At 70.6% G+C, this 15701-nt stretch carries 12 protein-coding genes; 8 read left to right on the forward strand and 4 right to left on the reverse strand.

Features of this window, described 5'->3' with window-relative positions:
• Window positions 1-18 precede the first annotated feature (18 nt).
• The 8 genes from PBV52_RS40995 to PBV52_RS41030 all read left to right on the forward strand — a co-directional run bounded on the left by PBV52_RS40995 (window position 19) and on the right by PBV52_RS41030 (window position 9347).
• Complete coding sequence (locus PBV52_RS40995; protein ID WP_274245911.1) at window positions 19-1338, forward strand: inositol-3-phosphate synthase; 1320 nt, start codon at window positions 19-21, stop codon at window positions 1336-1338.
• A 191-nt stretch (window positions 1339-1529) separates the two neighbouring features.
• Window positions 1530-2528 carry an SCO3242 family prenyltransferase gene (locus PBV52_RS41000; protein ID WP_274249877.1) on the forward strand — a complete coding sequence of 333 codons (999 nt, stop codon included), beginning with the start codon at window positions 1530-1532 and terminating at the stop codon, window positions 2526-2528.
• Window positions 2525-3553 (forward strand): sugar phosphate isomerase/epimerase, encoded by a 1029-nt coding sequence (locus PBV52_RS41005; protein ID WP_274245913.1) that lies wholly within the window; start codon window positions 2525-2527, stop codon window positions 3551-3553. Before PBV52_RS41000 ends, PBV52_RS41005 begins: the two co-directional genes overlap by 4 nt.
• Before the next feature lie 200 nt (window positions 3554-3753).
• Window positions 3754-4608 (forward strand): EboA domain-containing protein, encoded by an 855-nt coding sequence (locus PBV52_RS41010; RefSeq protein WP_373922043.1) that lies wholly within the window; start codon window positions 3754-3756, stop codon window positions 4606-4608.
• The gene (locus PBV52_RS41015) at window positions 4608-5528 is read left to right on the forward strand and encodes a TatD family hydrolase (protein WP_274245914.1); all 921 of its coding nucleotides are present in this window, start codon (window positions 4608-4610) and stop codon (window positions 5526-5528) included. The genes PBV52_RS41010 and PBV52_RS41015 overlap by 1 nt, the downstream gene beginning before the upstream one ends.
• Before the next feature lie 3 nt (window positions 5529-5531).
• On the forward strand, window positions 5532-6701 hold the full coding sequence (gene eboE / locus PBV52_RS41020) for a metabolite traffic protein EboE (RefSeq protein ID WP_274245916.1): 1170 nt from the start codon (window positions 5532-5534) through the stop codon (window positions 6699-6701).
• A gap of 74 nt (window positions 6702-6775) precedes the next feature.
• Window positions 6776-8155 carry a nucleotide pyrophosphatase/phosphodiesterase family protein gene (locus PBV52_RS41025; protein WP_274249879.1) on the forward strand — a complete coding sequence of 460 codons (1380 nt, stop codon included), beginning with the start codon at window positions 6776-6778 and terminating at the stop codon, window positions 8153-8155.
• Window positions 8156-8270: 115 nt separating this feature from the next.
• A complete protein-coding gene (locus PBV52_RS41030) occupies window positions 8271-9347 on the forward strand; it encodes a sugar phosphate isomerase/epimerase (RefSeq protein WP_274245918.1) in 1077 nt (358 codons plus the stop codon).
• Window positions 9348-9412: 65 nt separating this feature from the next.
• On the opposite strand, the gene PBV52_RS41035 is transcribed toward PBV52_RS41030, so the two are convergent.
• From PBV52_RS41035 to frc, 4 genes are all read right to left on the reverse strand, one after another.
• Window positions 9413-10801, reverse strand: a complete 1389-nt coding sequence (locus tag PBV52_RS41035) for an OFA family MFS transporter (protein ID WP_274245920.1) — start codon at window positions 10799-10801, stop codon at window positions 9413-9415.
• A gap of 1 nt (window position 10802) precedes the next feature.
• Window positions 10803-12188, reverse strand: a complete 1386-nt coding sequence (locus PBV52_RS41040) for an OFA family MFS transporter (protein WP_274245922.1) — start codon at window positions 12186-12188, stop codon at window positions 10803-10805.
• Window positions 12189-12304: 116 nt separating this feature from the next.
• Window positions 12305-14455, reverse strand: coding sequence for an acetate--CoA ligase family protein (locus tag PBV52_RS41045; RefSeq protein WP_274245924.1), 2151 nt, complete (start codon window positions 14453-14455; stop codon window positions 12305-12307).
• A gap of 4 nt (window positions 14456-14459) precedes the next feature.
• Entirely contained in the window at window positions 14460-15692 is a 1233-nt protein-coding gene (frc, locus tag PBV52_RS41050) for a formyl-CoA transferase (RefSeq protein WP_274245927.1), read from the reverse strand.
• Window positions 15693-15701: the final 9 nt, after the last annotated feature.

The following is a 15701-nucleotide window of genomic DNA, read 5'->3' on the forward strand; positions in this document are numbered from 1 at the left end:
TTCGACAAGGAGGCCGCCATGTCCGCGTCCACTTCCCCGTCCGACCCGCGCGTCGGCGTCTGGCTGATCGGGGCGCGCGGCTCCGTCGCCACCAGCGTCGTCGCCGGGTGCGCCGCCGTCACCGCGGGCCTGCACCCGCCGACGGGCCTGGTCACCGAGACACCGATGTTCGCGGACAGCGGCCTGCCTGCGCTGTCGTCCCTCGTCTTCGGCGGCCATGACACGGTGGACTGCCCCCTGCCCAAACGCGCGGAGGCCCTGGCGGCAGGCGGCGTCCTGCCTCCCGGTCTCCCCACGGCCATACGCGCCGAACTCGCCGCCGCCGACCGCGAGATCAGGCCCGGCGGCCCGCTCCCCGGAGACACACGCGGTGAAGACCAGCTCATCGCCGCCTTCGCCTCGGACATACAGGACTTCATACGGCGGTACGAGCTCGCCCGGACCGTCGTCGTGAACGTGGCCTCCACCGAGCCCGCCCCCACCGGCGCCGCCCTGCCCCCGAGTTCGCTGTACGCGGCGGCGGCCCTGCGCGCGGGCTGCAGTTACGTGAACTTCACCCCGTCGACGGGCCTGAACCACCCCGCGCTGGCCCCCCTCGCCTCGTCGACCGGCCTGCCGTACGCGGGCCGCGACGGCAAGACGGGCCAGACACTGCTCCGCTCGGTCCTTGGCCCGATGTTCACCCAGCGGGCGCTGGCAGTGCGCGCCTGGTCCGGCACGAATCTGCTCGGCGGCGGCGACGGCGCCTCCCTGGCCGACCCGGCCGCGGCGGCGGCGAAGAACGCCGGCAAGGAGAGGGTGCTGGCGGACGCGCTGGGCGAGGTGCCCGAGGGCGAGGTCCACATCGACGACGTCCCCGCGCTCGGCGACTGGAAGACCGCCTGGGACCACATCGCCTTCGACGGCTTCCTCGGCACCCGCATGATCCTCCAAACCATCTGGCAGGGCTGCGACTCGGCCCTCGCGGCACCCCTGGTCCTCGACCTCGCCCGCCTGACCGCACGCGCCCACGAGGCGGGCCTGTCCGGGCCGCTCGGCGAACTGGCCTTCTACTTCAAGGATCCGGTGGGGGAAGGGCCGGGGGCGCTGGGCGAGCAGTACGCGGCACTGGGGCGGTTCGCGGAGCGGCTGGGGGCGGCTGGGGCTGCGCCGCGCGACGGGGGAGGAGTCGGGTCCGAGCCGCTGGCGGCGTGGGGAGGAGCCGGGGCTGAGCCGCTGGAGATGCGGGGAGCCGGGGCTGAACCGCCGGACGACCGTCCCGGTCGGCTTGGCGAGCGCGGTGGTGCAGGCCGTCCCAGCGAGCGCGGTGGTGCCGGCCGTCCCGAGGGGCAGCGGTGAAGGGGCGAGGGGAACGGCGCTCGTTGCGGTTGCCTGGTGGGTGGGCCTGGGATAAGGCGGCGGGCCGGGGGGACGGCGCGCGCTGGTCGCGGTGGGGTGTTGGGTGGTCCTCGGGTACGGGTAGGGGCGCGGGTCGGGAGGAGCACGCGTGCTCGTCGGCAGCCCTGGCCAAGTCGGCCCGGGCCACAGGCCTGCGGCCGGAGCGCGCCGAGGGGCCGAACCCCCGCCTGGCATGGGCCGAACTCCTGCGCCTCCCGGCCCTGTTCACCGTCCCCGGCGACGCCCTCGCGGGCGCCGCCGCCACCGCCGCACACCCCAACTCCCGCACCCTGCTCGCCATCAGTTCCTCCCTCTGCCTCTACGAGGCCGGCATGGCCCTCAACGACTGGGCGGACCGCGAGGAGGACGCCACGGAACGCCCGCACCGCCCCCTCCCCTCCGGCCGCATCCACCCCGCCGCCGCCCTCACCGCGGCCTGCGCCCTCACCTGCGCAGGCCTGGCCCTCGCCGCCCGGGCCGGTCGTCCCGCCCTCGCCGTCGCCGCGCCTCTCGCGGTCACGGTCTGGTCCTACGATCTGGCCCTGAAGCACACCCCCGCTGGACCGGCAGCGATGGCCACCGCCCGCGCCCTCGACCTCCTCCTCGGCGCCGCGGCCACCACCGGACACACCCGTGAGGCGTTCCCCTCAGCTGCCCTGCTCGGCACCCACACGCTCGCGGTCACCGCGGTGTCCCGCCAGGAGACGAAGGGCGGTTCACCCCTGGCACCGCTCGCGGCCCTGGCCACCACGGCCCTCCTCAGCCGCCTGCTGACACACCGCCCCAACCGACGCCCGGCAGACCCCCGGGAAGCAGCCGCCCACGGCGTGCCGGACCCCCATCCCGACGTCCTCGCGACCGCCACCGGCCGTCGCCGGCGCCGTTGGTCCGGGCCGCCCCGGCCGACCGCCGAGACCGTGAGCACAGCGTTCGCCGCCGCCTACGCCGCAACGGCCGCCCGCCCGTACTTCCACGCCGCTCTCAACCCTTCACCCCCGCTCACCCAACGAGCCGTCGGCGGCGGCATCCGCGCCACGATCCCCCTCCAGGCCGCGCTGACCGCCCGATCCGGCGCGGTCCTCTCCGCCCTGTTCGTGGCGGGTCTCGCCCCGCTCGGTCGCCGGTTCGGAAGAAGGGTGAGCGTCACATGAGCCACACGACGATCGGGAGCCCATCCCGGTCCTCCGAGGTGCCGGTGGCCGGCGGCAGCCCTCACGGCACCAGCGCCGAGCACGCCACTGCCGTCTCCCGAGCACCCGCCATAACTCCTCTCCGCTTCGGCTACGGCACCAACGGCCTCGCCGACCTCCGCCTCGACGACGCCCTGGCCCTGATCGCCGACCTCGGCTACAACGGCGTCGGCCTGACCCTCGACCACATGCACCTGGACCCGCTCGCCCCGGACCTCAGCGCCCGCACCCGCCGCCTCGCGCAGCGCCTGGACGCGCTCGGCCTGGACGTCACCGTGGAGACAGGCGCCCGCTATGTGCTCGACCCGCGCCGCAAACACGGCCCCTCCCTCCTGGACCCCGACCCGGACGACCGTGCCCGCCGCGTCGACCTGCTGATCCGTGCCGTCCGGGTAGCGGCCGACCTCGGCGCCCACGCCGTCCACTGCTTCAGCGGCGTCATGCCGCCGGGAACCGATCCGGAGACCGCCTGGCACCGCCTGGCCGACACACTCACTCCCGTCCTGGACACCGCCGCCACCGCCGGCGTCCCCCTCGCCATCGAGCCCGAACCGGGCCACCTCCTCGCCACCCTCGCCGATTTCCACCGGCTCCGCCGTGTGCTCGGCGACCCCGAACACCTCGGCCTGACCCTCGACATCGGCCACTGCCAGTGCCTCGAACCCCTCTCTCCCGCCGACTGCGTACGCGCCGCCGCCCCCTGGCTGCGCCACGTCCAGATCGAGGACATGTGCCGCAACATCCATGAACACCTCCCCTTCGGCGACGGCGAGATCGACTTCCCACCCGTGCTCGCCGCCCTCGCTGCCACCGGCTACCAGGGCCTGACCGTCGTCGAACTGCCCCGCCACTCCCATGCGGGCCCCCACTTCGCCGAACTCTCCCTCCCGTTCCTGCGCCGCGCCGAAGCCACGGCCACCGGATCACTCGTACTCGGCCCACCCCATGGCGATCCCTCCGCCACCCCTGAAGGGAGCACCTCATGACCCCCTCCCGCAGCAGACCCGCAACCCCGGACGCGGACACCAAGGGCCCACCGCTCACCGACCCCCAGACGGGCACAGAGTCCAGCCGAGGCGCCGACGGCCCCGCGGGTGCCGAGCGCCCACCGGGCACGGAGGCTCGGACAGGAACCGAGCGCGGGGCAGGCACTGAGGCTCGTGCGGGCACCGGGAGTCTGGCGGGCATGAAGGCTCGGCCGAACGCCGAGGGCCGGGCGGGCGCCCAGAGTTGGCCGGACGCCCCAGACGCCCCAGACGCCCCAGACGCCCCGGACGCCCCGGTCGCGCCGGTCGCGCCGGTCGCCCCGGTCGCGCCGGACGCCCCGGTCGCGCCGGACGCCCCGGTCGCGCCGGATGCCCCAGGCACCACCCTCGCCCTCACCCCGCCCGCCGAACTGCGCCGCCGCCTCACCGACTGCCTCGGTACTGCCGCCCGGGCCTGGCTCCACCGAGCCCTCGACGAGGCCGTCGCCCATCCCGGCATCCACGGGCCCATCTCCGTCTGGGAGTTGCGCATCGCCGAGGCCGGGCGCCGTTGTGGACCCGAGCACGCCGACGCCGCCCGCGTCCTCATCCTGCACGCGGCCCGCGCCGATGCCGACGCTGTCACCCGGGTCTACTTCCAGGGCACCGCCGCCGAACGCCGCGCCGTTCTGCACGCACTGCCCCACCTCGTGCCCGGCCCGGAGGCCCTCCCGCTCGTCGAGGACGCCCTGCGGACCAACGACACCCGGCTCCTCGCCGCCGCCGTCGGCCCCTACGCCGCCCGACACCTCGACCCCCACCAGTGGCGCCACGCCGTCCTGAAGTGCCTGTTCACCGGTGTGCCCGTCGGCGCGGTGGCCGACCTGAACCGCCGCGCCCACGGCGACGCCGAACTCGCCCGCATGCTCGGCGACCACGCCGCCGAACGCACCGCCGCGGGCCGTCCCGTGCCCGAAGACCTGTACCGCGTCCTGACCCTCACCGACCCCACGGCCACCCCACCCGCGCCCGCCGCCGAGTGCGGCACCCGCGGTACCGACGGCAAGGAGTCCTGATGCGCCTCTTCGACCCCCACATCCATATGACGTCCCGCACCACCGACGACTACGAGGCCATGCGCGCCGCCGGTGTCCGCGCCGTCGTCGAGCCCTCTTTCTGGCTCGGCCAACCCCGCACGTCTCCCGCCTCCTTCCTGGACTACTTCGACTCCCTTCTCGGCTGGGAGCCCTTCCGCGCCGCCCAGTACGGCATCGCCCATCACTGCACCCTCGCCCTCAACCCCAAGGAGGCGAACGACCCTCGCTGTGTCCCCGTCCTCGACGAACTGCCCCGGTATCTGGTCAAGGACCAGGTGGTCGCCGTCGGCGAGATCGGCTATGACTCGATGACCCCCGCCGAGGACACCGCGCTCGCCGCCCAGCTCCAGCTCGCCGCCGACCATGAACTGCCCGCGCTCGTCCACACCCCGCATCGCGACAAGCTGGCCGGCCTGCGCCGCACCCTCGACGTCGTCCGGGAGTCCGCCCTGCCCCTGGACCGCGTCCTTGTCGACCACCTCAACGAGACGACGGTCAAGGAGGCCAAGGACAGCGGCTGCTGGCTCGGCTTCTCCGTCTATCCCGAAACCAAGATGGACGAGCAGCGGATGGTCGCGATCCTGCGGGCGTACGGGACCGAGCAGGTGCTGGTGAACTCCGCGGCCGACTGGGGCAGGAGCGACCCCCTGAAGACTCGCAAGGTCGCCGACCTGATGCTGGCCGAAGGCTTCGGCGAGGACGACGTCGACCTGGTGCTCTGGCGCAACCCCGTGGCCTTCTACGGGCTCAGCGGCCGCCTCACCCTCGATGTCCTGCCCCCGGAGGCGACCCATGAGGGCAACTCCATCCTCCGGGGCGCACCGAGGGCGTCGGACGCTTCGGTCGGCGAACCAAGAAGGTGGGACGACCCGGCCGCCGCCCCGGCCCCGGGGGCGTGAGCGATGCGCTTCCGGCACCCCGACGGCTCCACCGTCCACCTCGCGTACTGCACCAACGTCCACCCGGCCGAAACCCTCGACGGTGTCCTCGCCCAACTCCGCGACCACTGCGAACCCGTCCGCCGACGGCTCGGCCGTGACCGCCTCGGCATCGGCCTGTGGCTCGCCAAGGACGCCGCCCACGCCCTCGTCTCGGACCCGTCCGCCCTGCGCGGCCTGCGCACCGAACTCGACCGGCGCGGCCTCGAGGTCGTCACCCTCAACGGCTTCCCGTATGAGGGCTTCGGTGCCGAAGAGGTCAAGTACCGCGTCTACAAGCCGGACTGGGCCGATCCCGAACGCCTCGACCACACCACCGCCCTGGCGCGCGTCCTCGCCGGCCTCCTCCCCGACGACGTCAGCCAAGGCAGCATCTCCACCCTGCCCCTCGCCTGGCGCACCGACTACGACGACGGGCGCGCCGAGACCGCCCGCTCCGCCCTGGTCACCCTCGCCGAACGCCTCGATGCCCTGCAGGAGTTGACCGGCCGCGACATCCGCGTCGGCCTCGAACCCGAACCCGGCTGCACCGTCGAGACCACCGCCGACGCCATCCCCCCGCTCACCGCTGTCGGGCACGACCGCATCGGCATCTGCGTCGACACCTGTCACCTCGCCACCTCCTTCGAAGATCCGCACACCGCCCTGGACGCGCTCGCCGAAGCCCGCGTCCCCGTCGTCAAATCCCAGCTCTCAGCCGCCCTGCACGCCGAACACCCCCATCTCCCCGATGTCCGCGAGGCCCTCGCCGCCTTCGACGAACCCCGCTTCCTGCATCAGACCCGCACCGCCACCGCCGCCGGCCTGCGCGGCACCGACGACCTCGGCGAGGCACTCGAGGGCGACGCCCTCCCCGACGCCTCCCCGTGGCGCGCTCACTTCCACGTCCCGCTCCACGCGGCCCCCGCCTCGCCCCTCACCTCCACACTCCCCGTCCTCAAGGCCGCACTGACCCGACTCGTCGGCGGCCCGCACCCGCTCACCCGCCACCTTGAGGTCGAGACCTACACCTGGCAGGCCCTCCCGGCCGAACTGCGACCCCGCGCCCGCAGCCAACTCGCCGACGGAATCGCCGCCGAACTCACCCTCGCCCGCGATCTGTTGACGGACCTCGGCCTGAAGGAGCTGCCATGACCGAGCGGCCGGACCCGGCAGCCCGGACCGCCTCACCGCGTGGCCGCCCAGCACCCCAGCCGGAGGCCACCACCATGGGACGTCCCACCCCTCTCCTCGTCCTCGACGTCGTCGGCCTCACTCCCCGTCTCCTCGACCACATGCCCCGTCTCAAGACGCTCGCCCAGTCCGGCTCCCACGCGCCGCTCGGCACCGTCCTGCCCGCGGTCACCTGCGCCGCCCAGTCCACCATCCTCACCGGCACCCACCCGTCGGAGCACGGCATCGTCGGCAACGGCTGGTACTTCCGCGACCTCGGCGACGTACTCCTGTGGCGCCAGCACAACGGACTGGTCGCCGGCGACAAACTCTGGGACGCCGCCCGCCGCGCGCACCCCGGCTACACCGTCGCCAATATCTGCTGGTGGTACGCCATGGGCGCCGACACCGACATCACCGTCACCCCCCGTCCGATCTACTACTCCGACGGCCGCAAGGAACCCGACTGCTACACCCGGCCGCCCGCCCTGCACGACGAACTCACCGAAAAGCTCGGTACCTTCCCGCTCTTCCACTTCTGGGGCCCCGGTGCGGACCTGGTCTCCAGCCGCTGGATCATCGACGCGACCCGCCACATCAACCGCACCCGGCACCCCGACCTGACGCTCTGCTACCTCCCTCATCTCGACTACGACCTGCAGCGCTTCGGCCCCGACGACCCACGCTCGCTGAAAGCGGCCGCCGACCTGGACGCCGCCATGGCCCCGCTGCTCGACGACGCACGAGCCGAGGGCCGTACCGTCGTCGCGCTGTCCGAATACGGCATCACCCGCGTGAGCCGCCCCGTCGACATCAACCGCGCCCTGCGGCGGGCAGGCCTGCTGGAGGTGCACACCCAGGACGGCATGGAGTACCTGGACCCGATGGCGTCACGCGCATTCGCCGTAGCCGACCACCAGATCGCCCACGTCTACATACGCCGACCGGAAGACCTCGATGCGACCCGGGCCGCCCTGGACGGACTGCCCGGCATCGGGCAACTCCTCGACGACGAGGGCAAGAAGGCCCATCATCTCGACCACCCGCGCTCCGGCGAGCTCGTTGCCGTCGCGGAGCCCGATGCCTGGTTCACGTACTACTACTGGCTCGACGACGCCCGCGCGCCCGACTTCGCGCGACTCGTCGAGATCCATCGCAAACCCGGCTACGACCCGGTCGAACTCTTCATGGATCCCCTCGACCCCTACGTCAAGGTCAAGGCGGCGACCGCGCTCGCCCGCAAGAAACTGGGCATGCGCTACCGCATGGCGGTCGTGCCTCTGGATCCGTCACCTATTCGCGGCAGCCACGGCCGCCTTCCCGCGAGCGACGACGACGGTCCGCTCCTCATCTGCTCCACCCCCCGCGCTGTCGGCGACCGCGTCGCGGCCACCGATGTGAAGTCACTCCTGCTCCAACTCGCCGGTCTCGGCTGACCGGTCACGGCCGGCACGCACCAACTCGCCGGTCCCACCGACCCGTCTCTTCCGACTGGTCACCAGTGAAGCACTCACCACTGACAACGGCCTTCGATCACAGGGAGTTCCAGGCATGAGCCGCTTTTCCCAGACGGATCCCGAACTCGCCCACCGCCTCACCAGACGAGGCATGCTCGGCGTGGCCGCGGGCACCACGGCCGCCGCCCTGCTCGGCGCCGCGGCAGCCCCCGCGACCGCCGCCCCCGGCACCACGTCCACCACCGGCACCACGTCCACCACAGGCACAGCCTCCCGCGGCGCCGGCCGTGGCCGGCCTGTCCTCCCGCCCGGCCGGCTCGGCATCCAGCTCTACAGCCTGCGTGACAAGGTCTCCACGCTCGGCTTCGCCCCCGTCTTCGCCGAGTTGGAGAAGTACGGGTACGACGAGGTCGAGTTCGCCGGATACACCCAGGGCTCGGCCGGCCCGATCACCCTCGCCCAGCTCAAGCGGCTGGCCAGGAACCACGGCCTGAACCCGATCGGCAGCCACGTCGGCTACTACTCCAACGACCCGGGCGCCTACACCTTCGCCCAGAACCTCACCAAGGTCCTCGACGACGCCCAGGCCCTCGGCCTGAAGCACATAGGCACCGCCTCCGGGCCGTTCCGCTACGGCTCCACCGTCGATGCCTGGAAGCGTGCGGCCGAGGAGTTCAACACCTACGGTGCGGCGGCGAAGGCACGCGGCATGAAGTTCTACCAGCACAACCACTCCGAGGAGTTCTCCTTCGCCACCGACAACCCCAAGGTCCGCCTCTACGACGTGCTGCTCGCCGAGACGGACCCCGACCTGGTCTTCCTGGAGATGGACATCTTCTGGGCGTACTCGGGCCAGTTCCGTTTCTCGAAGCGGCCCGACGGATCGGCCGCCCCCTTCGAGCCGCTGGACTACGTACTGAAGCAGCCGCACCGCTACCCGCTCTTCCACGTCAAGGACGGTGTGAGCGACTCGGCCAACCAGTACGGCTACCGCATGGTCGACGTCGGCGACGGTGACATCGACTACCAGCGGTTCATCTCCGCCGTAACCAGGCTGCGCGGCCAGCGGTTCGCCCACCACTGGCAGGCGGAGCACGACAACCCGACCGAGTCCTTCACCTTCGCACGGCGTTCGAGTGAGCACCTGCACTCGCTGCGCGAGAAGTGCTGACGGCCCAACCGACCATGAGGAGGCCCTCCCCAAGACGGGGAGGGCCTCCTCATGTACGCGACTCGTCAGCGCGCGAGATGCGGTGCTGACGTCCGCCCCGGCTGTCGCAGCAGCAACGTGATCGCCGCCGCCACCAGCGACACGCCCCCGGCCAGCGCGTACGCGCCGTCGTAGCCCCAGGCCGTGACCACCATGGAGCCCAGGCCGCCGCCGAACAGGCCGCTGATCAGCTTGCCGCTGTAGACGAGGCCGTAGTTGGTGGCGTTGTAGTTCTCCCCGAAGTAGTCCGGGGTGAGCGCCGCGAAGAGGGGGTAGAACGCGCCGCCGCCGAAGCCGGAGAGGAACGCGAAGGACAGGAACAGCCATTCGCTCTTCAGGTCTCCGGCCCAGATCACGCCGAACTGGGCGAGGCCCAGCACGACGATGACGAACACCAGGGTCGACTTGCGGCCCCAACGGTCGGAGAGCCAGCCCACGACGCCGCGGCCGATGCCGTTGATGACGGCCATCACCCCCATCGACGACGCCGCGACCAGCGGGCCGAAGCCGACCTCCTTGGCGTAGTCGATCTGGAAGGAGATGCCGAAGATCGACACACCCGCGGTCAGCACGACGGACAGCCACATCAGCGGCAGCATGCCCGTCCTGATGGCCTCCCGGGGCGTGTACTGCTTCACCGCCGGAGGGTTCTTGGCCAGGCTCGTCGCGTTCTTCCGGTCGCCCGTGTACGTCAGCGGATCGACGTCCGAGGGCCACCAGTTCTTCGGGGGGTCCTTGAAGAAGAACGCGCATCCGAGGACGACGATCATGATGTAGCAGCCGATCAGGTCCAGCACCCTGTGGTAGTTCGCGGTGTCGAACCCGTAGTTGAAGATGAAGATGAACGGCAGCGATCCGTACGCGAACCCGCCATTGACGAACCCCGTCCGCGCGCCGCGCCGCTCGGGGAACCACTTGCCGACCATGTTGATGCAGGTCGCGTAGACCAGTCCGGCGCCGATGCCACCGATGACGCCGAAGCCGAGGATGGCGAGCCAGACGTTGCCCAGGTGCGACAGGGCGAGGAAGCCCAGCAAGCACAGGCCCGAGCCGGCGTACATCGCCGTGCGGGCCGTCAGGATGCCCTTCTCCCGGAGCCAGCCCGCCGGGAAGGCGATGCCGGCCTGGAAGAACACCCAGACGCTGAGGATCCAGAAGGTGTTGCTCTGCGTCCAGCCGTGCGCGTGGGACAGGGTGTCCTCCGCGGAGCCGTACGCGTATTCGAAGACGCTGATGGCCATCATGGCGATCCATGGCAGATACACCATGAGCTTGCGGGAGTGGCCGAGGATGTCGCGGTCGGTCTCGCCGATGCGGTAGACGCGGCCTCGCGCGTCGGTCACTTCGCGGTAGGGACGGTGTGCGGCGTCGGAGTGGGTGGACGAGCTGCTTGCAGCGTACGGATCTGCCGTCATGTCAGGCCATGTCCTCGCCGAGCGGTTGTGGGTTGGGAGCGATGCGCGTTTCCTTGTCGCGTCCCGGCGGGCTGAGGAACAGCGCCACGCAGCCGGCGAAGAGCGAGATGGAGCCGGCCAGGATGAAGGCACCGGAGTGTCCCCAGGCGCCCACGACCACGGCGCCCATACCGGCACCCAGGCCGGAGACGAGCTTGGCGCTGTAGACCATGCCGTAGTTGGAGGCGTTGTTGTTCTCGCCGAAGTAGTCGGCGGTGAGTGCCGCGAACATCGGGAAGATGGCGCCGCCGCCGAAACCGGAGATCGCGGAGAAGATCAGGAACAGTGTCAGGTTCTTGCTCTCGGCCGACCAGAGGATGCCGTACTGGGCGAGGCCCAGGATGAGGCAGACGACGAGCAGGCACCGCTTGCGGCCGTAGAGGTCCGAGAGCCAGCCGATGACGCCGCGGCCGGTACCGTTGACGACCGCTTTCAGGGACATCGCCGTGGCCACGATCCCGCCCGCGAATCCGGCCTCCTCGCCGATGTCCACCTGGAAGGCGATACCGAAGATGTTCACGCCGGACGTACACGCCAGACAGAACCACATCAGGGCCACCCGGCCGGTCTTCCACGCCTCCTTGGGGGAGTACTGGCGGACCGCGGGCGGGTTCATCCGCAGCGAGCGGGCCGCGCGCGGGTCGTTCGGCGGGTTGAGCGGGTCGATCGAGGCGGGCCACCAGTTCTTCGGCGGGTCCTTGAAGAAGTATCCGGAGAACGCGACGATTCCGGCCAGGAACACACCCACCGAGACCAGTACCCAGCGGAAGTTGGTCAGGTCCATGTAGCCGTTGAAGATGAAGACGAAAGGCACCGAGCCGTAGGCGAAACCGCCGTTGACGAAGCCGGTCTTGCCGCCCTTTCGCTCCGGATACCACTTGCCCACCATGTTGACGCAGGTGGCGTACACCATGCCCGCGCCCATGCCGCTGAACATGCTGAAGCCGATATAGGCGAAGACGACATGCGGCGCGAAGGCCAGCGACAGATAGCCGAGCAACGTGCCGGTCGCGCCGCACATCATCGCCCAGCGGGCCGGCAGTTTTCCGCTCTCACGCAGCTTGCCCGCGGGGAAGGCCACCGCGGCCTGGAAGAAGACCCACACGGTCATCATCCAGAAGATGTGCATGCTGTTCCAATGGTGCGCCGTGTGCAGGGTGTCCTCGGCGGACGCGAACGCGTACTCGGCGGAGGAGATGCCCATCATGCCGATCCAGGGCAGGATCACCATCCACTTGCGTTTGCGTCCCATGACGTCGATGTCGGACTCACCGACGCGATAGACGCGTCCGTTCTTGTCGGTCACCTCCCGATAGGCGGCGACCCGTGGAACGTCGGTTGTTGTCACGTTAGTTGCACCCCTTGCGTCGAAAGTTCTGGCCAGCGCCCCCTGTCCAATGCCTTTCGTGTGCGCACGGGTCCCGGGGTCGGCCGACGCGCACCGTCGGCCGCCCCGCGCTCGGCTCACCTCATGAACCGCCCCCCCAACAGCCCCGCCGCCCGAGCCCAGCGGTACTTCGCACCAAGCACGGCCACCGGCTTCTCGGTCGTGTACGGGTACGCCACGACCCCCCGCTCGTACAGGTACTGGCAGGCCTCCTCGACCTCGACGTCGCCCGCGAGCGACGCGACGACGGGCTTCTCTATCCCGCGCTCCCGGAATTCGGCCACCACGCGCGCGGTGAGTTCCGCGAAGACCATCGGGGGAGTGACGATCGTGTGCCAGTAGCCCAGGACCAGCGCGTGGATGCGCGGATCCTCCAGACCGAGCCGGATCGTCGCCTCGTACGTCGACGGCGGCTCGCCCCCGGTGATGTCCACCGGGTTGCCCGCGGCCCCGAAGGGCGGGATGAACTTCCGGAAGGCCTCGTCCAGGTCCGGCGGGATCTCCATCAGGGAGAGGCCGTTGTCGGTCACGGCGTCCGACAGCAACACGCCGCTGCCGCCGGCCCCCGTGATGATCACGATGTTGTCGCCCTTGGGGGCCGGGAGCACCGGCAACGCGCGCGCGTACTCCAGCATTTCGTTCAGCCCGGGGGCCCGGATGACGCCTGCCTGCTTCAGGATGTCCTCGTACACGGCGTCGTCGCCGGCGAGGGCCCCGGTATGCGAGCCTGCGGCCTTGGCGCCCGCCGCCGTCCGCCCCGCCTTGAGGACCACGACCGGCTTCTTCGGTACGGTCGCGCGCGCGGCCTCGACGAAGGCGCGCCCGTCCTTGAGGTCCTCCAGGTGCATCGCGATGCACTCGGTGTTCGGATCCTCGCCGAACCAGGTCAGCAGGTCGTCCTCGTCCAGGTCCGACTTGTTGCCGAGGCCCACGATCGCCGACACGCCCGTCTTCGTGGTCCGCGCGAAGCCCAGGATGGCCATGCCGATGCCGCCGGACTGCGAGGTCAGCGCCACCCCGCCCTTGACGTCGTACGGCGTGCAGAACGTGGCGCACAGGTCCTGCCACGTGGAGTAGTAGCCGTAGATGTTCGGGCCGAGGAGGCGGATGCCGTGCCGCTCGGCGATCTCCACGATCTCCGCCTGGAGTTCGTGCTCACCGGTCTCCGCGAACCCGGAGGGGATCAGCACGGCGTTCGGGATCTTCTTGCGTCCCACCTCCTCCAGGGCCGAGGCCACGAACTTGGCGGGGATAGCGAAGACCGCCACATCCACCTCACCGGGAACGTCCGTGACACTCTTGTACGCCTTGCGGCCCAGAATGTCATCGGCCTTGGGGTTCACCGGTTGGATGTCCCCGGCGAAACCGCCGTCGATGAGGTTGCGCATCACCGAATTGCCGATCTTGCCCTGCTCGTTGGACGCCCCGATCACGGCGACCGACGACGGCTGCATCAGCCGGCGCATGGAGGTGAGGATCTCGTCGCGCGAGTAGCGGCGGCGCTGCTTCACCGGCGCTTCGGAGAGGATCACGCGGATGTCGGCGGCGACCGCGCCCTCCGCGGTGGCGATCACCGGGTTGAGGTCCACCTCGGCGATCTCCGGGAAGTCCGCGACCAGCTGCGACACCCGGCGGATCTGCTCGGCTATCGCCCACCGGTCCACGGCCGCCTGGCCACGCACCCCACGCAGGATCTCCGCCGCCCGGATCGAGTCCAGCATGGACAGCGCCTCGTCGGCACTCACGGGAGCGAGCCGGAAGGTGACGTCCTTGAGGACCTCGACGAGCACCCCGCCGAGCCCGAAGGCGACGACCTTCCCGAACGTCGGGTCGGTGACCGCGCCGACGATGACCTCCTGCCCCTGCGGGAGGAGTTCCTGGACCTGCACGCCCTCGATACGGGCATCTGCGTTGTACGCGCGCGCGTTGTCGATGATTTTGTGGAACGCGGAGCGTACGTCCGTCGCGCCCTCGACGCCCACGATCACTCCGCCGGCGTCGGTCTTGTGGAGGATGTCGGGCGAGACGATCTTCATGACGACCGGTCCGCCGAAGCGCGCCGCGTACGCCACCGCCTCGTCGACGTCGGTCGCGAGCTCCTCGCCCGGTACGGCGATCCCGTACGCATCGGCGATCACCTTGCCCTCGGGCGCGGTCAGCGCTGTGCGTCCGTCCGTCCGCACGGAGTCGAGGAGCGTGCGCACCCTCAGGACGCGGTCTTCGGCCATCACGTCAGATCACTCCGTTCGACTTGAGCAGGCGCAGCTCCTCGTCGCCGAGGCCGAGCTCGCCGATGTAGACCTGTTCGTTGTGCTCTCCGAGCAGTGGCGAACTGCTCACCTCGACGGGGGAGTCGGAGAGCTTCAGCGGACTCCCCACGGTCACGAACTCGCCCCGCTCGGGGTGCGGCACGGTGACGACCATCTCGTTGGCGACCAGCGAGGAGTCCTCGATGATCTCCTTGGTGGACAGGATCGGCCCGCACGGGATGTTGTGTGCGTTGAGCCGCTCCAGCACCTCCCACTTGGGCAGGGTCGAGGACCACTCCTCGATCAGCTGGAACATCTTGTTGAGCTTGGGCAGCCGGGCCTCCGGCGTCGCCCACTCGGGGTCGTCGGCGAGCTCGGGCCGGCCGATGAGCTCGCTGAGCGGCTGCCAGCCGACGGGCTGCACGATGACGTACACGTAGTCGTTCGGGCCGCCCGGCGCGCACTTGACCGCCCAGCCCGGCTGACCGCCACCGGACGCGTTTCCCGAGCGGGGAACTTCCGTGCCGAAGTCCTCGTTCGGATATTCAGCAAGCGGCCCGTGTGCCAGGCGCTGCTGGTCCCTCAGCTTCACCCGGCACAGGTTGAGTACAGCGTGCTGCATGGCCACGTTGACCCGCTGCCCACGCCCGGTGTTCTCGCGCTGGAACAGCGCCGCGAGAATCCCCGCGACGGCGTGCACACCCGTCCCCGAGTCCCCGATCTGGGCTCCCGTCGCCAGCGGCGGCCCGTCCTCGAAACCGGTGGTCGACATCGACCCGCCCATGGCCTGCGCGACGACCTCGTACGCCTTGAAGTTGGTGTACGGGCCGTCACCGAACCCCTTGATGGAGGCATAGACGATACGCGGATTGATCTCCTGGATGCGGTCCCAGGTGAAGCCCATCCGGTCGACCGCGCCCGGTCCGAAGTTCTCGACCATGACGTCGGAGCGCCGGATCAGCTCGGTGAGGATCTCCTTGCCGCGCTCGGTCTTGGTGTTGAGGGTGATGCTCCGCTTGTTGCAGTTGAGCATCGTGAAGTAGAGGGAGTCGACGTCCGGGACGTCGCGCAACTGCTTGCGCGTGATGTCGCCGGTCGGCGCCTCCAGCTTGACGACGTCCGCGCCGAGCCAGGCGAGCAGCTGCGTCGCGGAGGGACCGGACTGGACGTGGGTCATGTCCAGGACGCGGATGCCTTCGAGAGCCTTGGTCGTCACCGGGTCACC

The sequence above is a fragment of the Streptomyces sp. T12 genome, from assembly GCF_028736035.1.
GTDB lineage: Bacteria > Actinomycetota > Actinomycetes > Streptomycetales > Streptomycetaceae > Streptomyces.